Source organism: Pseudomonas sp. IT-P44, assembly GCF_949768225.1.
GTDB lineage: Bacteria > Pseudomonadota > Gammaproteobacteria > Pseudomonadales > Pseudomonadaceae > Aquipseudomonas > Aquipseudomonas migulae.
On sequence record NZ_CATKQM010000038.1, the window covers coordinates 1 to 16,068 of the forward strand.

At 61.2% G+C, this 16,068-nt stretch carries 14 protein-coding genes; 8 read left to right on the forward strand and 6 right to left on the reverse strand.

Features of this window, described 5'->3' with window-relative positions; all coding sequences use genetic code 11:
• Nucleotides 1–93: 93 nt before the first annotated feature.
• Nucleotides 94–1,770 (reverse strand): MFS transporter, encoded by a 1,677-nt coding sequence (locus tag ACM6IO_RS20170; protein WP_192228789.1) that lies wholly within the window; start codon nt 1,768–1,770, stop codon nt 94–96.
• A 216-nt stretch (nt 1,771–1,986) separates the two neighbouring features.
• Here ACM6IO_RS20170 and ACM6IO_RS20175 point away from each other — a divergent pair, with 216 nt between their 5' ends.
• On the forward strand, nt 1,987–2,751 hold the full coding sequence (locus ACM6IO_RS20175; RefSeq protein WP_414912084.1) for an alpha/beta fold hydrolase: 765 nt from the start codon (nt 1,987–1,989) through the stop codon (nt 2,749–2,751).
• 33 nt (nt 2,752–2,784) lie between these two features.
• Here the strand turns inward: ACM6IO_RS20175 and ACM6IO_RS20180 are convergent, their stop codons facing one another.
• Nucleotides 2,785–4,443 carry a tetratricopeptide repeat protein gene (locus tag ACM6IO_RS20180; protein ID WP_414912085.1) on the reverse strand — a complete coding sequence of 553 codons (1,659 nt, stop codon included), beginning with the start codon at nt 4,441–4,443 and terminating at the stop codon, nt 2,785–2,787.
• A 469-nt stretch (nt 4,444–4,912) separates the two neighbouring features.
• On the opposite strand from ACM6IO_RS20180, the gene ACM6IO_RS20185 reads away from it, so the two are divergent.
• Both ACM6IO_RS20185 and ACM6IO_RS20190 read left to right on the forward strand, forming a co-directional pair.
• The gene (locus ACM6IO_RS20185) at nt 4,913–5,275 is read left to right on the forward strand and encodes a hypothetical protein (RefSeq protein WP_008040440.1); all 363 of its coding nucleotides are present in this window, start codon (nt 4,913–4,915) and stop codon (nt 5,273–5,275) included.
• A 152-nt stretch (nt 5,276–5,427) separates the two neighbouring features.
• Nucleotides 5,428–5,994 carry a chorismate mutase gene (locus ACM6IO_RS20190; protein ID WP_008040441.1) on the forward strand — a complete coding sequence of 189 codons (567 nt, stop codon included), beginning with the start codon at nt 5,428–5,430 and terminating at the stop codon, nt 5,992–5,994.
• A gap of 24 nt (nt 5,995–6,018) precedes the next feature.
• Here the strand turns inward: ACM6IO_RS20190 and ACM6IO_RS20195 are convergent, their stop codons facing one another.
• The gene (locus ACM6IO_RS20195; RefSeq protein ID WP_008033329.1) at nt 6,019–6,924 is read right to left on the reverse strand and encodes a glycine betaine ABC transporter substrate-binding protein; all 906 of its coding nucleotides are present in this window, start codon (nt 6,922–6,924) and stop codon (nt 6,019–6,021) included.
• Nucleotides 6,925–7,239: 315 nt separating this feature from the next.
• On the opposite strand from ACM6IO_RS20195, the gene ACM6IO_RS20200 reads away from it, so the two are divergent.
• Entirely contained in the window at nt 7,240–9,276 is a 2,037-nt protein-coding gene (locus ACM6IO_RS20200; RefSeq protein ID WP_414912106.1) for an FAD-dependent oxidoreductase, read from the forward strand.
• A 44-nt stretch (nt 9,277–9,320) separates the two neighbouring features.
• Here ACM6IO_RS20200 and ACM6IO_RS20205 read toward each other — a convergent pair whose 3' ends face one another.
• The 3 genes from ACM6IO_RS20205 to ACM6IO_RS20215 form a co-directional block, all read right to left on the reverse strand.
• A complete protein-coding gene (locus ACM6IO_RS20205; RefSeq protein WP_414912086.1) occupies nt 9,321–10,097 on the reverse strand; it encodes a pyrroline-5-carboxylate reductase family protein in 777 nt (258 codons plus the stop codon).
• On the reverse strand, nt 10,087–10,794 hold the full coding sequence (locus tag ACM6IO_RS20210) for a TetR/AcrR family transcriptional regulator (RefSeq protein WP_008033332.1): 708 nt from the start codon (nt 10,792–10,794) through the stop codon (nt 10,087–10,089). The genes ACM6IO_RS20205 and ACM6IO_RS20210 overlap by 11 nt, the downstream gene beginning before the upstream one ends.
• 103 nt (nt 10,795–10,897) lie before the next feature.
• Nucleotides 10,898–11,287, reverse strand: a complete 390-nt coding sequence (locus tag ACM6IO_RS20215) for a c-type cytochrome (protein WP_414912087.1) — start codon at nt 11,285–11,287, stop codon at nt 10,898–10,900.
• Nucleotides 11,288–11,472: 185 nt separating this feature from the next.
• On the opposite strand from ACM6IO_RS20215, the gene ACM6IO_RS20220 reads away from it, so the two are divergent.
• The 4 genes from ACM6IO_RS20220 to ACM6IO_RS20235 all read left to right on the forward strand — a co-directional run bounded on the left by ACM6IO_RS20220 (nt 11,473) and on the right by ACM6IO_RS20235 (nt 16,054).
• On the forward strand, nt 11,473–11,958 hold the full coding sequence (locus ACM6IO_RS20220) for an adenosine-specific kinase (protein WP_414912088.1): 486 nt from the start codon (nt 11,473–11,475) through the stop codon (nt 11,956–11,958).
• Nucleotides 11,959–12,117: 159 nt separating this feature from the next.
• On the forward strand, nt 12,118–13,491 hold the full coding sequence (locus tag ACM6IO_RS20225; RefSeq protein WP_008040447.1) for a glutamine synthetase family protein: 1,374 nt from the start codon (nt 12,118–12,120) through the stop codon (nt 13,489–13,491).
• Between the two features lie 7 nt (nt 13,492–13,498).
• Entirely contained in the window at nt 13,499–14,890 is a 1,392-nt protein-coding gene (locus ACM6IO_RS20230; protein WP_414912089.1) for an aldehyde dehydrogenase family protein, read from the forward strand.
• Nucleotides 14,891–14,893: 3 nt separating this feature from the next.
• Complete coding sequence (locus ACM6IO_RS20235; RefSeq protein WP_192228780.1) at nt 14,894–16,054, forward strand: iron-containing alcohol dehydrogenase; 1,161 nt, start codon at nt 14,894–14,896, stop codon at nt 16,052–16,054.
• Nucleotides 16,055–16,068: the final 14 nt, after the last annotated feature.

Genomic DNA, 16,068 nt, shown 5'->3' on the forward strand with positions numbered 1-16,068 from the left:
TTTCCAAGTGACTCGCCGTAAGGGCGAAACCGCCAGCCGCCATCACCGCAGCAACGGATATACCCCCACCCAATCCCAAAAACCCTCCCAACCCTAGGTGTGATGAATCTCCCGATCCTTGGTTTCCGGCAAAAAGAACGTCCCAAGAATAGCCGTCATCACCGCAATCACGATCGGATACCAAAGCCCGTAATAGATATCCCCCGTGGCCGCGACCATGGCGAACGCAACCGTCGGCAGGAAGCCGCCAAACCAGCCATTGCCAATGTGGTACGGCAACGACATCGAGGTGTAGCGGATACGCGCCGGGAACAGTTCCACCAGCCACGCCGCGATCGGGCCATAGACCATGGTCACGTAGATCACCAGGATGGTCAGCAGCAACAACACCATCGGGTAATTGGTCTTCGCCGGATCAGCCTTCTCAGGGTAACCGGCGTCCTTGAGCGAGGTGCCAAGGGTGGCGACGAAGGCATCGTTGCGGGTCTTGAAGTCGGCGGCCGGCATGCCGGTGCCCTCGAAGCTCTCGACCACTTTGCCGCCAATGCGAACCTGCGCAACGGTGCCCGGCTCGGCTTTTTCGTTGATGTAGGGGATGGCTTTCTTCGCCAGTACCGTCTTGGCAAGGTCACAGGAACTGGTGAATTTGGCTTTGCCCACCGGGTCGAACTGGAACGAACACTGGTCTGGATCAGCAACCACCGTGACCGGGTTTTTCGCCTGTGCCGCGAACACGTCGGGGTTACCGTACTGGGTCAACGCATGGAAGATCGGGAAGTAAGTCACCGCCGCCAGAATACATCCGGCCATGATGATGCCCTTGCGGCCGATGCGGTCGGACAGGCTGCCGAATATCACGAAGAACGGCGTGCCGATCAGCAGCGAACCGGCGATCAGCAGGTTGGCGGTCTGCGGGTCGATCTTGAGCATTTGCAGGAGGAAGAACAGCGCATAGAACTGCCCGGTGTACCAGACAACAGCTTGGCCGGCAGTACCGCCGAGCAGCGCCATGATCACAATTTTGAGGTTTTCCCAACGGGCGAAGGATTCGGTCAGCGGCGCTTTGGACGACTTGCCCTCGGCCTTCATTTTCAGGAACACCGGCGATTCGCTGAGTTGCAGGCGGATGTATACCGAGATGATCAGCAGCAGGATCGACAGCAGGAACGGAATCCGCCAGCCCCAGGCCTCGAACGCTTCCGTACCGAGAACGGTGCGGCAGGCGAGAATCACCAACAGCGACAGGAACAGACCGAGGGTCGCGGTGGTTTGAATCCACGAAGTGAAATAGCCGCGCTTGCCCTTCGGCGCATGCTCCGCGACGTAGGTCGCCGCCCCGCCGTACTCACCGCCCAACGCCAGGCCTTGCAGCAGTCGCAAGGTGATCAGGATGATCGGCGCCGCGACGCCGATGGTCGCGTAGCCAGGCAGAAACCCGACGATGGCGGTGGAGATACCCATAATGACAATGGTGATCAGGAAGGTGTGCTTGCGTCCGATCATGTCGCCCAGTCGCCCAAACACAATCGCGCCGAAAGGCCGTACGGCAAACCCCGCAGCGAACGCGAGCAGCGCGAAGATGAAGGCGGTTGTCTCGTTGACGCCGGCAAAGAAGTGCTTGGCGATGATCGCGGCGAGAGAGCCGTAAAGGTAGAAGTCGTACCATTCGAATACGGTGCCCAGGGACGAGGCGAAGATGACCTTGCGCTCCTCCCTGGTGATCCCGTGGTTGGGCACGTTGCCCGTGGTGGTGTTGTCGATTGCGGCCATGAGTCTTCTCCGTCTTGCTCTTGTTGTAGGCCGGAGCACCTCACTAGCATCGTCGCACCCAGGCCCTGGGGCTGAAGTTATCGGACTACGGAATGCACAAAGCCTGGCAACAGGCTGACCGCCTCACATCACTGCAAGGTTTCATGAAGCATAATCACCTTCGTGCAGATATCCACTCGCCAGCCTGCAAACCCTCAAATACGCGGAGAACCCGCCATGAATCAGCGCAAAACCGGCTACGCCCCCGTCAACGGCCTGCGGATCTATTTCGAGATTCACGGCGCAGCGCACCCCACGCGACCGCCCCTCGTCCTGCTGCATGGCGGCGGCGACACCCTTGAAACCTCATTCGGTCAGATCCTGCCGGTGCTGGCGGCTGAGCGTCAGGTCATTGCCATTGAACAACAGGGTTATGGGCACACAGCGGACATCGTCGACCGTCCGTTCAGCTTCGAGCAATCCGCGGACGACACGGCGGCACTGCTCGCGTATCTGCACATCGGGCAAGCGGACCTGTTCGGTTTCAGCAATGGCGGCACCATCGCCTTGCAGGTGGCGATCAGGCATCCGGACGTCGTGCGCAAAATCGTGGCGGCGTCGGCGCTGGTCAATCGCGACGGTGCCTATCCGTGGCTCTGGGAAGCGATGGCCAACGCCACGCTGGAGAACATGCCGCCGGAACTGCAGGAGGCGTACCTCAAGGTCGCGCCGCAGCCCGGCAATCTGCGGCTGATGCATGACAAGGCAGCCCGGCGCATGCGTGATTTCAAGGACATCCCCGACGACGATATCCGCCGCATCACCGCGCCGACATTGGTGGTGGTCGGCGACGCCGACGTCATCCGTCCCGAACATGCCGTGCAGATGTTCCGGCACCTGGCACACGCGCAGCTTGCCGTGCTCCCCGGCACCGATCACATGCAGGTGACCACGCGCACCGAATGGCTGGTGCCGATGATCGACGCGTTTCTTGATGCCTGAAAACGGGCATCGTGATACCCGTTTTCAGAGGGCTCAGCCCTGACAGCAGCGCGCCCCGACACGGCAAAAACAGGAGGCGGTGATTTCCACATCGGCCCGCGCCATGGCCAGATCGAGACGGGTCCGCGCCGCCGCGGCTTCGGCGTCCCGCCCCAAGCGTTTCAGGCATTCCACATAACCGTGGAGGCTCCAGACATTGTCCAGATGCCAGGACGCACGACTCAGCGTGTCGTCCAGCCCCAGATCGGCCCGGTAGGCCTGCAAGGCTTCTTCCACCCGCCCCTGCTCCAGCAGCAGCGCACCCAGCGCGTGTCGCACCGGTTGCATCCAGCCCCAAGGCTCGTCGTACGGCAGGTTGTCGTCCAGTGACTGCGCCTCGCGCAGGTGAGCGAACGCGCTGTCGTAGTTGCCTTTGCGGTACTCGATTTCCCCATGCAGCATGGCGCCGGCCACCGCCAGGATGTCGGTGCATTTATTGTTGAAGAGGTAACGCGTTGGCGGCACGCGGGTCAGCGCATTGATGAACAGCCGTTGTTCGGCTTGCGCGGCGGCGATATGCCCGTTGGCCGCGTGCGCCACGCCTCTGGCGTAATGCAGCATCGCGGTGGTCACGCAGTACAGTTCCTGGTCATTGGGCAATGGAGTGGCGAGGATGTCCTGCCATTTGCCGAAGCGGATCTGCACATGCACCTTCATTGACACGAAGCTTTCCAGCCAGTCGGCCATGGGCGGTTGCTCGACGCGCAGCAGTTCTTCCTTGATGGTCGACATCAGCTCGATGGCGGCGTCCAGCGCCGGTTGGTATTGCCCGAGGAACATCGCCGAGTAGAGTTTAAAGTGGTAGTTGTGGCATCGATACAGGGTGTAGAAGTTGAGCGGCCCTTCCCGCTCCAGGAATTTTCGGTCGGCCAGGATCGCTTGGCTATTGGTGTTCATGGCCCCACGGTAATCGCCGCAGAGCACATCGATGTGCGACGGCATGTGGCGCAGGTGCCCGGCGTCCGGCACCAGGTCGCGCAGAACATCGGCGGCGCGCAACGCTCGTTCGGGATGGGGTGACATTTCCAGGGTGTGGACGTACATGTGCAGCACGCCGGGGTGCGGCGCACTGCCCAGTGCCTGCTCCAGCACAGCCAGCGCTTCGAGGGTGTCGGCGCCCGGCGCGGGTTCACCGGTTGTCAGATCCCACAGCAGCCAGGGTGTGCGGTCAATCAAGGCTTCGGCAAACAGCGCCGCCACATCGGGATCGTCGGGAAAGGCTTTATAGACATCGCGCATCGACGCCGCGTAGGCATCGTTCCAGGTGAATAGTTGTTCAACACTGTCGGCAGCGTCGGCCTGATAGCGTTGCTCAAGCGCCCGGATCAGCGCTTGTTCCACCGGTTTGGCACCGTCGCAATGCGCCAGCGCAGTACGCGTCGCCAGTCGGGCCTGGGCGACGGCGTCTTTCAACTCCTGTTCGATAAACGCGTCCCAGCGCTTGTTGTAGTTGGGGCCGCTGGCATAGGCGATTCCCCAGTAGGCCATCGCGCAATCGTGGTCGTGTTCGATCGCCTTGCGGAAACAGCGGATGGATTCATCGTGGTTGTAGCCGTAGCACCACAATAATCCGCGGTCGAACCAAAGCTGAGCCTGTGGCGAACGCGTCGTTACGGGGCGGCTGTAGGTGCCCAAATCGTAATAGTCGTGCATCGGTTTACCCTCTCGATCAGAGCCTGGAACCTCGCAGAAAATGCCTCACGGCCTGACTTGCCGGAGACCGTCGATAGTTCGGGAGATCCAGCATACCCCGGCTGCTCCGGCCGGGCGGTGCAGCCGACGACAGGCTGGCGTCATGGGTTTCCCCGGATATTCCGCTCACCCGAGATCCTGTAGGAGCCGGCTTGCTGCGGGCGGCGTTCCGACGATGGTGTGTCAGCTAAAGAATTGTCGACTGACACTCCATCGTCGGAACGCCGCCCGCAGCAAGCCGGCTCCTACAGTTGGGTGTGGTGTCTGGCCGGTCTGCCCTTGAGCAGGCATGCGCCCGGACGCCCTTTCGCATCATTGGCAAACCATTGCCGGCGTCGATAGTCACCATCAACTCAATGAAGTTCTCTTAAAAACTGTGCGGCGTAACATCAGCTCCATACCAAACAACTACATCCCGGAGCACACCACCATGAAACGCCAACTCTTCCTCAGCATCGCTTTCTCGGTTTTTGCAGTTAACGCTTTTGCCGCTTCTTCTGCTCACCCGGTTGTCGCTGAAGGCGGCTCGGATCGTCTGATTGAAAGTCGTGTGGCCGAAGGTGGTTCTGATCGCCTGATCGAAAACCGCGTTGCCGAAGGTGGTTCCGACCGCCTGATCGAAAACCGCGTTGCCGAAGGTGGTTCCGATCGCCTGATCGAAAACCGCGTTGCCGAAGGTGGCTCTGACCGTCTGATCGAAAACCGCGTTGCCGAAGGTGGCTCTGACCGTCTGATCGAAAACCGCGTCGCCGAAGGCGGTTCCGACCGTCTGATCGAAAGCCGCGCCGTATGAATGAATAACCCTACCGCGGTACTCAAAAAGAAGCCCGGCCTGACCCGCCGGGCTTTTTCGTGCACAAATAAAATCAGCTCCCCCTTAATGCCACTGGCACACCTGTGATACATAGCTCCTGATTGCGAGTCCCGTATCCAATGAGGTTGCCCATGTTTTTCTCCCCACGCCTGCTGCTGACCTGCGCCCTGTCCGGTTTACTCGCTTGCGGCGCACAAGCCGGCACGCCCTCCCCGGCGCCCGCCAGTTTGCAACCGCTGCTGGTGACGATAAACGAACGCCTGAACATTGCTGATCTGGTGGCGCTGACCAAATGGGACAGCCACAAACCGATCCAGGACAGCGCCCGGGAAGCACAAGTCATCGCCAATGCCAGGAATCAAGCGGTTACCCGCAAACTCGACCCGGACGAAATCGCCGAGCTGATCGCCGCACAGATCGAAGCCAACAAACTGGTGCAATACGGACTGCTCGCGCAATGGCAAGCGGCAGGCAACGCGCCTGATGTGCCGCGGCCGGACCTTGCCAATCAAATCCGGCCACAACTGGATGAGCTGCAAAACCGCCTGTTGCAGCACTACGCCGATTTCGCGCCCTATCGCAAAGACCCGAACTGCGCCCAGTGGCTGGCCAAAGAGCGGTCGGCGCTGATCAAGGATGGCCTGCATGGCCAGGCATTGATCCGCGCCACCGGGGATTTGTGCATCATCGGTCGATGAGTCACCTGCCGTCTGCCAGTGCACTCAAGGCTGGCGACTGCTGACACTCTGCGCGCCCTTCTCGAACATCGCTTCGAAACGAGGCTTGTTGGCGGCGTAATAAGCGGCGACGGCCTGGTCGGAAGAGCTTTGGCGCGCCTGCATCATCAACGCTTCGAGATCAGCCTGAGGGATCGAATAGTGGGCGAAGAAGTACGCCACTTCCGGATACTCCTGGCTGAAGCCCTTGCGCGCCATGGCGTGAATCTGCTCGGCGCCGCCAAAGATCTTCTTGGGATCATCCAGATAGCGCAGCGGATATTTGGAGAACATCCAGTGCGGACTCCAGGCATTCACCAAGGACCATTTGCCGCGTTTGAGGTTACGGTCCAACTCGTTGAGCATGCCGGACTCCGATGAGGCAACCAGCTTGTAACCGTCGAGCTTGTACTCCTCGATGGCCTTGACTGTGAGCTTGTACTGGCCGTTGCCGACCTCGGACGTGAGGATCTTGCCGTCGAGCTTTTCCCTGACCTGCGGTTTGTTCAGGTCCTCTACGCTCGCCACTTCGCTGATCGGCACCGAGGTCGGCACCGTCATACCGATACGCCCTTCATAGAGCACGCCGAGGTCTTCGAGCCGATCCTTGTATTTGTCGTAGAACGCCTTGTGGGTACTCGGCAGCCAGACCATCGGGATGAGGTCGATATTGCCGTTGGCCAGGGCCTGGAACTGAATGCCGATGTCGGCCATCACCAGTTTCACCGGTTGTTTTAGATGTTCCTGCAACGCGGTGGTGGCGAGCTTGACGGTGATTTCGGTGTCGGACCAGTTGACCCAGCCAATGCGTACAGGTTGCTGTTCCGCCGCCTGAGTCAGCGCCGCGTGGGTTCCAAGCGCCAGTCCGAACAGGCAGGCACAGGCTGTTTTTCGATACGAATGAGCGTTCATCAGGCGTCTTCCTATTTTACGGTGATAGGCAGGTTGTCTTCGTTTGAACGGCCTTACGGTCGTGAACAGTGCAGTCTTCGCTGCTTCGAATTCGGGCAGCACAGCCCTTCTCCACCGAATCCCTCGCAATCCCTTTTCACATCGTGCCGGGCACGACTGTCGCTCCTCTGCACCCTTTCGAGCCTGATCTTATCGGTGACTTTTGTGTTGCGCAAGAAAAATGTACACGTGTGTCATGAGCAATTGACACCTATGTACATTTATCCTAATTTCAAGTCGCCGAGCCTGATGAAGCCCACTTTGGAGCGCACCACGATGTCCAGCGATCCCTTGCTGCAACCCTACAAGATCAAGCACCTGACCCTCAGAAACCGGATCATGACCACGGCGCACGAGCCGGCCTACCCTATCGACGGCATGCCCCAGGCGCTGTATCGCGCCTACCACGTCGAGCGCGCCAAGGCCGGGGTTGCCCTGACCATGACGGCAGGCTCGGCAGCGGTCTCCCGGGACAGCCCGCCGGTGTTCAACAACGTGCTGGCCTACAAGGACGAAGTGGTCGGATGGCTCAAGGACCTGACCGATGAATGCCACGAACATGGCGCCGCCGTCATGATCCAGTTGACCCACCTGGGCCGGCGCACTCGCTGGGACAAGGCCGACTGGTTGCCCGTGGTCTCGCCTTCGCACCGTCGCGAGGCGTCGCACCGCTCGTTCCCCAAGAAGATGGAAGACTGGGACATCGAGCGGATCATCAAGGATTACGTGGACGCGGCCGAACGCATGCAGGCCGCCGGCATGGACGGCCTCGAATTGCAGGCCTACGGGCATTTGATGGATCAGTTCTGGTCGCCGCTGACCAACGATCTCGACGGCCCTTATGGCGGCTCGCTGGAAAACCGCATGCGCTTTACCTTCGACATCCTGCGCGGGATTCGCCAGCGCGTCGGCGAAGACTTCCTGCTGGGCGTGCGCTACACCGGCGACGAAGCGCTGCCGGGCGGCTTCACCGCCAGTGAAGGGATGCAGGTGTCGCACATGCTCAAGGACAGCGGGCTGGTCGATTTCCTCAACGTGGTGCGCGGCCATATCGACACCGACGCGGGCCTGACCGATGTCATCCCGATCCAGGGCATGCGCAACTCGCCGCACCTTGATTTCGCCGGTGAGATCCGTGCCTCGACAGGTTTCCCGACCTTCCACGCGGCCAAGATTCCCGACGTCGCCACGGCGCGCTACGCGATTGCCTCGGGCAAGGTCGACATGGTGGGCATGACCCGCGCGCACATGACCGATCCGCATATCGTGCGCAAGATCATCGAGAAGCGCGAGGAAGACATCCGCCCTTGCGTGGGCGCGAACTATTGCCTGGACCGGATCTACCAGGGCGGCGCCGCCTACTGCATTCACAACGCGGCGACCGGTCGCGAAACCACCATGCCCCACGAGATTCCCAAGGCGGCGCACCAACGCAAAGTGCTGATCATCGGCACCGGCCCCGCCGGGCTGGAAGCGGCGCGTGTCGCGGGCGAACGTGGCCACGACGTCACCGTGCTGGAGGCGGCGGACCGGCCCGGCGGGCAGATCCGGCTGACTTCGCTGAACGAACGCCGCCGCGAAATGATCGGCATCATCGACTGGCGAATGGCGCAGTGCGAGCGCCTTGGCGTGAAGTTTCACTTCAACACCTGGGCGGAAGCCGACACCGTGCTGGCCCACGAGCCGGACGTGGTCATCGTCGCGACCGGAGGCCTGCCAGACACCGAGGTGCTTGCCCGAGGCAACGAACTGGTGGTGTCGACCTGGGACATTATTTCCGGCGACATCAAGCCTGGCCGCAACGTGCTGATTTTCGATGATGCCGGCGACCATGCCGCCTTGCAGGCTGCCGAAGTCATCGCACAAAGCGGCGCGACCGTGGAGATCGTCACGCCCGACCGTGCATTTGCGCCGGAAGTGATGGCGATGAACCTGGTGCCCTACATGCGCAGCCTGCAAGACCTCGACGTCACTTTTACCGTCACGTACCGCGTCGAGTCGGTGGAAAAGCGCGATGGCAAGCTGGTCGCGACCTTCGGCAGCGACTACGGCAAGGTCAACAAACAGCGTGTCGTCGATCAGGTCGTGGTCAACCACGGCACGCTGCCGCTGGACGACCTGTATTTCGATCTTCGCCCTCACTCAAGCAATGGCGGCGCGGTGGAACAGCACGACCTGATTGCCGGTCACGCGCAGCACATCGTCACCAACCCTCAAGGGCGTTTCCAGCTGTTCAGGATCGGTGACGCCGTGGCGGCCCGCAACACGCATGCGGCGATCTACGATGCCTTGCGGTTGGTGAAGGAAATCTGACCCCCGCCAAGCATCAATCGAGGGAGCTTTTGCTCCCTCTTTTTTTACATCCCGCGTCGGGCGACAGCCGCACCGGCCTGCACAGCCTGGCCCACGATGGCGTCGAGATGTTGATCAGCCATCGACTGCAACGCCGCTGCCGTCACACCGCGATAAGCCATGAGGGCGTCGATCATTTGCAGGGGATCGCGGCTGGCCAGTAGCTGACCGCCACCCACCACCACGCCGTGCGCGGCACGTTGGGCGATCGCCTCGGGAATCCCCGCGACCACCGCCGATTCAACCAGCGCCCTGTAAAGCATGGCCGGGAAAGCAGGCCCGGTGCCGGACAGTGCACTGAGGTAATCGATGCAATCCTCATTGGGCACTTCGTCCGCCGAACCGACGCATTCAAAAAGTCGTTGCACCCACTCGCGGTCCTGTTCGCTCAACTCACCGGCGTTGTACCAAGGGGTGAATGACTGGCGGATTTCCACAGCTGCATTCGGCATCGCCCGCACCACGACTTGCGCACCGGTGGCGGCGCTGATGGTCGCCGCCGGAACACCGGCCATCAGTGAAATCACCCGTTTGCCCCGGGCGTCGATCTGCAGTTCACGAAATTGCTCCGGGCGGATCGACAACACCACGACTTCGCTAAGCTCAACCAACGCTTGGTTATCCGCCAGCACCCGCACGTCAGGCCCGAACGTGCTGCTGCCGGAACGGTTCGAAATCAGCAGGTGATCGGCAGCGATGAAGCCGCTTTCCAGCACCGCATCAGCGATTGCACGGCCCAACCAACCGGTGCCGCCGATGATGCCCAGGGTTCTATTCGGCATCGGGCGTCGCCTCCTCGAAGGTGTCGACCAGCGACACGAAAACACCCGGCTCTTTTTCCGCGTAGCCGAACTTGCCAAAAAAACGATCGAGCTCGCGACGCTTCGGTGCCTTGCCGGTAAACACCGTGACGTACTGCGGAATGCGCCGGAAACGCACGACGATGTCCTCAGTGGTTTTCATCGAGATGTAGCCGATCTGCGTCAGGTAGATCGTCCTGGCCCGCGCATCGGCGGCGTCGGTCTCGTAGCCGAACCGGCGAAACATGCCGGCCAGGGCATTGATCCGCGCCTCGTCAGCCGCGGCGATTTCGTCGGCCACCTCGGCGGACTGCAACGCCCAACTGCGTACGGCAAACTCGAACTGCGAGTCGAACAGCTCAGGGTTCACCCAGCATTCGAAAACGTTGAGGATGGCTTCGGAAATGCTTTCGGCGTAGCTCTCGCACTGGCTGATCAGCCCGCCGGTGTTCTTGTCGCGCCAGCGGGTCAGGAGCGCCGCCAGCAGTTGCTCGCGATCTTCATAGAACCAATAGAAACTGGTGCGCGACAAGTTCAGCCGCTTGGCCAGCGGCATCACGCGCACCGCGTCCACACCGGATTCCTTGAGGGCATCGTAGGCAGCGTCCAGCCAGCCATTGACCGAGCCGCGCCAGCCGGCGTCCTGTGCCTTGGTCCGTGTCTTTCCTGTCTGCGACATCCTCGGGTACCACCGTGTTCTGAAAATGTCGCTCCACTCTACGCTGCACGCCCTCGTGCGTACACAAAATGTACATCAACGTACATTTCAACGACGCATTCGATTACTGCGGCTGAAACGTCTGCAAGTACGCCAGCACATCCTCGATCTTCTGCGGATCGCTGAGCCCCCAGAAAATCATCCGGGTGCCGGGCACCACTTTCTTCGGCGCTTCGAGGTAAGCCGTCAGTGTCTCGCGCGTCCAGACAATGCCGGCGGACTTCATCGCGTCGGAGTACTGGTAGTCCGTCACGCTTCCCGAGGGACGGCCGAAAATGCCGTTGAGTTGCGGGCCGAAGCCGCCCCGCGCCGACTCGCCCACTTGATGGCAGCCGCCGCAGATCCGCGTGAACAGTTTCGCCCCGGCTTCAGCATCCCCCGCCGCTGCCGCCGGCGCGCAAAATGCCCCTGCGGTCAGTGAAAGGACGAAGGTGAGGGTTACAGCTTTCATCATGTTCGATTCCAGTGAAGTCAATCGGCGCACCCGGTGCATTTTCGCGCCTACCTTACCCGATTACCGCCGCCCGACGTGCACCGGTCGCCCAAGCGTCGGCCTGGGCGCGAATCTCCTAAAATGAATCGTGAGACTTGAACGGTTGCCAGCCCCTGGCAACACCGTCGTGAAAGGAGGTGTTCGAGATGCAACTCATCACGCAGAAAATCGATAAGCCGCAAGACACGAATTTCATTCTGGGCCAGACCCACTTCATCAAATCCGTCGAGGACATTCACGAAGCGTTGATCAACGCGGTGCCGGGCATCCGCTTCGGCGTGGCTTTTTGCGAAGCCTCGGGCAAATGCATGGTGCGCTGGTCCGGCACCGATCCTGCCATGATCAAACTGGCCCAGAGCAATGCCCAAGCCATCGGCGCCGGGCACAGCTTCATCATCTTCCTGGGTGACGGCTTCTATCCGCTGAACATATTGAACACGGTCAAGACGGTTCCAGAGGTGTGCCGGATCTTTTGCGCAACCGCCAATCCCACTGAAGTGGTGCTCGCCGAGACAGCACAGGGACGCGCGATTCTGGGTGTGGTGGATGGCTTCTGCGCCAAGGATATTGAAGGCGACGAAGACATTCTGTGGCGCAAAAACCTGTTGCGGCAGATTGGCTACAAGCTTTGAATTTAGCGGCTCATAAGGACTTGCAGTTTTCAACAGTAGGCTAAGCTTGGATCAGCTTATTGCTCACGATGCTCGATTCTGCAGGGTTTTGGTTGTTCTGGAGAGCGTCTGCAACAGCTATCTCAGACAGGCCCAACCCTTTCACGCAGGATTGACGTGATGACCGAGCCCCTTCTCAGCTTTGATGCACTCAAGCGCGCGGCTGCCGCTGGCGAAATCGACACCGTATTGGTCTGCATGGTCGACATGCAGGGACGCCTGGTCGGCAAGCGCTTCCAGGTCGAGTTTTTTATCGACAGCGGCCACGAAGAAACCCACTGCTGCAATTACCTGCTGGCCGACGACATCGACATGGAACCGGTGCCGGGTTACGCCGCAGCCAGTTGGAGCAAAGGCTATGGCGACTTCGTCCTCAAACCGGACATGTCCACGCTGCGGCGCGTGCCCTGGCTGGAATGCACGGCGCTGGTGCTCTGCGATGTGCTCGATCATCACCATCGCAAGGATTTGCCCCACAGCCCGCGGGCGATTCTGAAAAAACAGGTCGAACGCCTGCGTGAACGGGGCTACACCGGCATGTTCGCTTCGGAGCTCGAGTTCTACCTGTTCGATGAGAGCTACGAGGCGATCCACCAGCGCAACTATCACCAACCGAAAACCGCCGGGCATTACATCGAGGATTACAACATCCTCCAGACCACCCGCGAGGAACCGGTGCTGCGGGCGATTCGCAAGCATCTGCAAGCGTCGGGCATTCCCGTGGAAAACTCCAAGGGTGAATGGGGCCCCGGCCAGGAAGAAATCAACATTCGTTACGCCGATGCCATGACCATGGCCGACCACCACGTCATCATCAAGCACGCCTGCAAAGAGATCGCGCAGCTGCAAGGCAAGGCGATCACGTTCATGGCCAAGTGGCGCTATGACGCCGCCGGGTCCAGCAGCCATATCCATAATTCGCTGTGGGACAAGAACGCCAAGAAGCCGTTGTTCTTCGACGCCAAAGCCGAGTTCGGCATGTCGAAACTGATGCGCGCCTGGGTCGCCGGGCAGCTCAAGTACGCCAACGACATCACCTGCTTCCTGGCGCCCTACATCAATTCGTACAAGCGCTTCCAGGCCGGCACTTTCGCGCCGACGCGGGCGGTCTGGAGCCGCGACAATCGCACCGCCGGCTTTCGTTTGTGTGCCGAAGGCAGCAAATCCATCCGCATCGAATGCCGCATCGGCGGCGCCGACCTCAACCCTTATCTGGCCTTCGCCGCGCTGATCGCGGCGGGCCTGGCCGGGATCGACGAGAAGCTCGAACTCGCCGCGCCGTTCGAGGGCGATGCCTACCTCGATGAGCATTTGCCGGAAGTCTCGAAAACCCTGCGCGATGCCTGCTCCGCCCTCAAGGGGTCGAGCATGTTGCGCGAGGCGTTCGGCGATGAAGTGGTCGATCACTACGTGCACACCGCCGAGTGGGAGCAGAAAGAGTACGACCGGCGGATCACCGACTGGGAACTGCAGCGCGGCTTCGAGCGCTATTGAGCACACCATGACTGCGAAGATTCAGCTTATTTCTCCGGTCGATGGCCGGGTGTACGTCGAGCGCCAACAAATAGATACGGCCCGGCTCCTTCAGGCGCTTGAGGCGGCTGCAACGGCCCAGGCGCAATGGAAGCGCCGACCACTGAGCGAGCGTGCAGCTTTTTGCAGTGCCGCTGTGGACGCGATGCTCGCCATGAAAGATGAAATCGTGCCGGAGTTGGCCTGGCAAATGGGTCGACCGGTGCGTTATGGCGCTGGCGAGCTGCGCGGTTTCGAAGAGCGAGCCCGGCACATGATCGCTATTGCGCCCGAAGCGCTTGCAGCCATAGAGCCTGCACCGGTCGCGGGTTTTCGGCGTTACATCAGACGCGAGCCGCTAGGTACGGTGCTCGTGATCGCCCCGTGGAATTACCCCTACCTGACCGCCGTCAACACGATTATTCCGGCATTGATGGCGGGCAATAGCGTCATCCTCAAACACGCCTCGCAAACCCTGCTGGTCGGCGAGCGTTTCGCTGAAGCTTTTCGCCGGGCCAATCTGCCTGAAGGGTTGTTCCAGAACCTGCTGCTCAGTCATGCCAGTACCGCAGTAGCCATCGTCACCGGCGATGTACAACAGGTGAACTTCACGGGTTCGGTGGACGCTGGCCTGCAAGTCCAACAAGCCGCCATCACGGATTTCATCGGCATGGGCCTGGAGCTCGGCGGCAAAGACCCGGCCTACGTTCGCGCCGACGCCAATCTCGAATACGCCGTGGAAAACCTGGTGGACGGCAGCTTCTTCAACTCCGGGCAAAGCTGCTGCGCGGTCGAGCGCATCTATGTGGACCAGAAAATCTATCCCGCCTTCGTCGAGCGCTTCGCCGATTTGACTCGCCAGTACGTGTTGGGCAACCCGCTGGACGAAGCCACCACGCTGGGTCCGATGGTCTCGCCGGCCGCCGCAGACTTTGTTCGCGGACAGATTGCCGACGCGCTGGCCGAGGGCGCCAAGGCGCTGATCGATCCGAAGGCGTTTCCCGCCGACGCGCCGGGCAGCGCCTACCTGGCGCCGCAGGTACTGGTGGACGTCACTCATGAAATGTCGGTGATGCGCGACGAAAGCTTCGGCCCTGTGGTCGGCATCATGCCGGTGACTGGCGACGAAGAAGCCATCGCCTTGATGAACGACAGTGAGTTCGGACTCAGCGCGTCGATCTGGACCGAGGACCTCGCCGCCGCCGAACGCCTCGGCAACGAGATCGCCACCGGCACCGTCTTCATGAACCGCTGCGATTACCTCGACCCGGCGCTGGCCTGGACCGGGGTCAAGAACAGCGGACGCGGCGTCACCCTGTCGCGCCTGGGCTACGAGCACCTGACCCGCGCCAAATCCTTTCATCTGCGCCACGAGGTGTAGGCCATGAACCTGACTGGAAACTGGAACTACCCCACCAGCATTCGCTTCGGTGTCGGGCGCATCGCCGAGCTGGCCGAGATTTGCCGCAGCCAGGGTATCCAACGCCCGCTGCTGGTCACCGACAGCGGCCTGGGGCGTGCGGCGATCACCACGGCGGCGGTGGATGCGTTGCGCGCCGCCGGCCTTGGCGTCGCGCTGTTTTGTGACCTCAAGCCCAATCCGGTCGAGGCCAATCTGGCCGGTGGGCTCGAAGCCTGGCGCACCGGCCAGCACGATGGCGTGGTTGCCTTCGGCGGTGGCAGCGGCCTGGACATGGGCAAGCTCATCGCGTTCATGAGCGGCCAGACCCGACCGGTATGGGATTTCGAAGACATCGGCGACTACTGGACCCGAGCCGACGACAGCCACATCGCCCCGGTGATTGCCGTGCCGACCACAGCGGGAACCGGTTCCGAAGTCGGCCGTGCGGCGGTGATCATCGACGAGCGCACGCACACCAAACGCATCATCTTCCACCCGAAAATGATGCCGCGCGTGGTCATCAGCGATCCGGCACTCACCGTGGGCATGCCGGCAAAAGTCACCGCCGGCACCGGCATGGATGCGTTCGCCCATTGCCTGGAGGCGTATTGCGCTCCCGGATTTCACCCGCTGGCCGACGGCATTGCGGTGGAAGGCATGCGCCTGGTGGCCAACGCCCTGGTGCGCGCCGTACACACACCTTCGGACCTTGAAGCGCGCGCACACATGCTCGCCGCCGCCGCGATGGGCGCCACCGCGTTCCAGAAAGGCCTCGGTGGAATGCACGCGCTCTCGCATCCGGTGGGCGCGCTGTACGACACCCATCACGGCATGACCAATGCCACGTTCATGCCGTATGTGTTGCAGTTCAATCGCCCGGCCATCGAGGAACGCATCATCCGCCTCGCGGCTTATCTGCGCCTGCCCTCCCCCGGCTTCGACAGTTTTCTGGCCTTCGTGCTCAAGCTGCGCAAAGACATCGGCGTGCCGCATACGCTGGTTGAGTTGGGCGTGGATGACCGACAGGCCGACCTGATCGCGGACATGGCGATTGTCGATCCCTCGGCCAGCGGCAATCCCCTGCCATTGACCAAGATCGGTGTGGCCAGCATTTTCGACGCGGCTTATCACGGCCGCGTTTAGATCCAGAGCAGTAT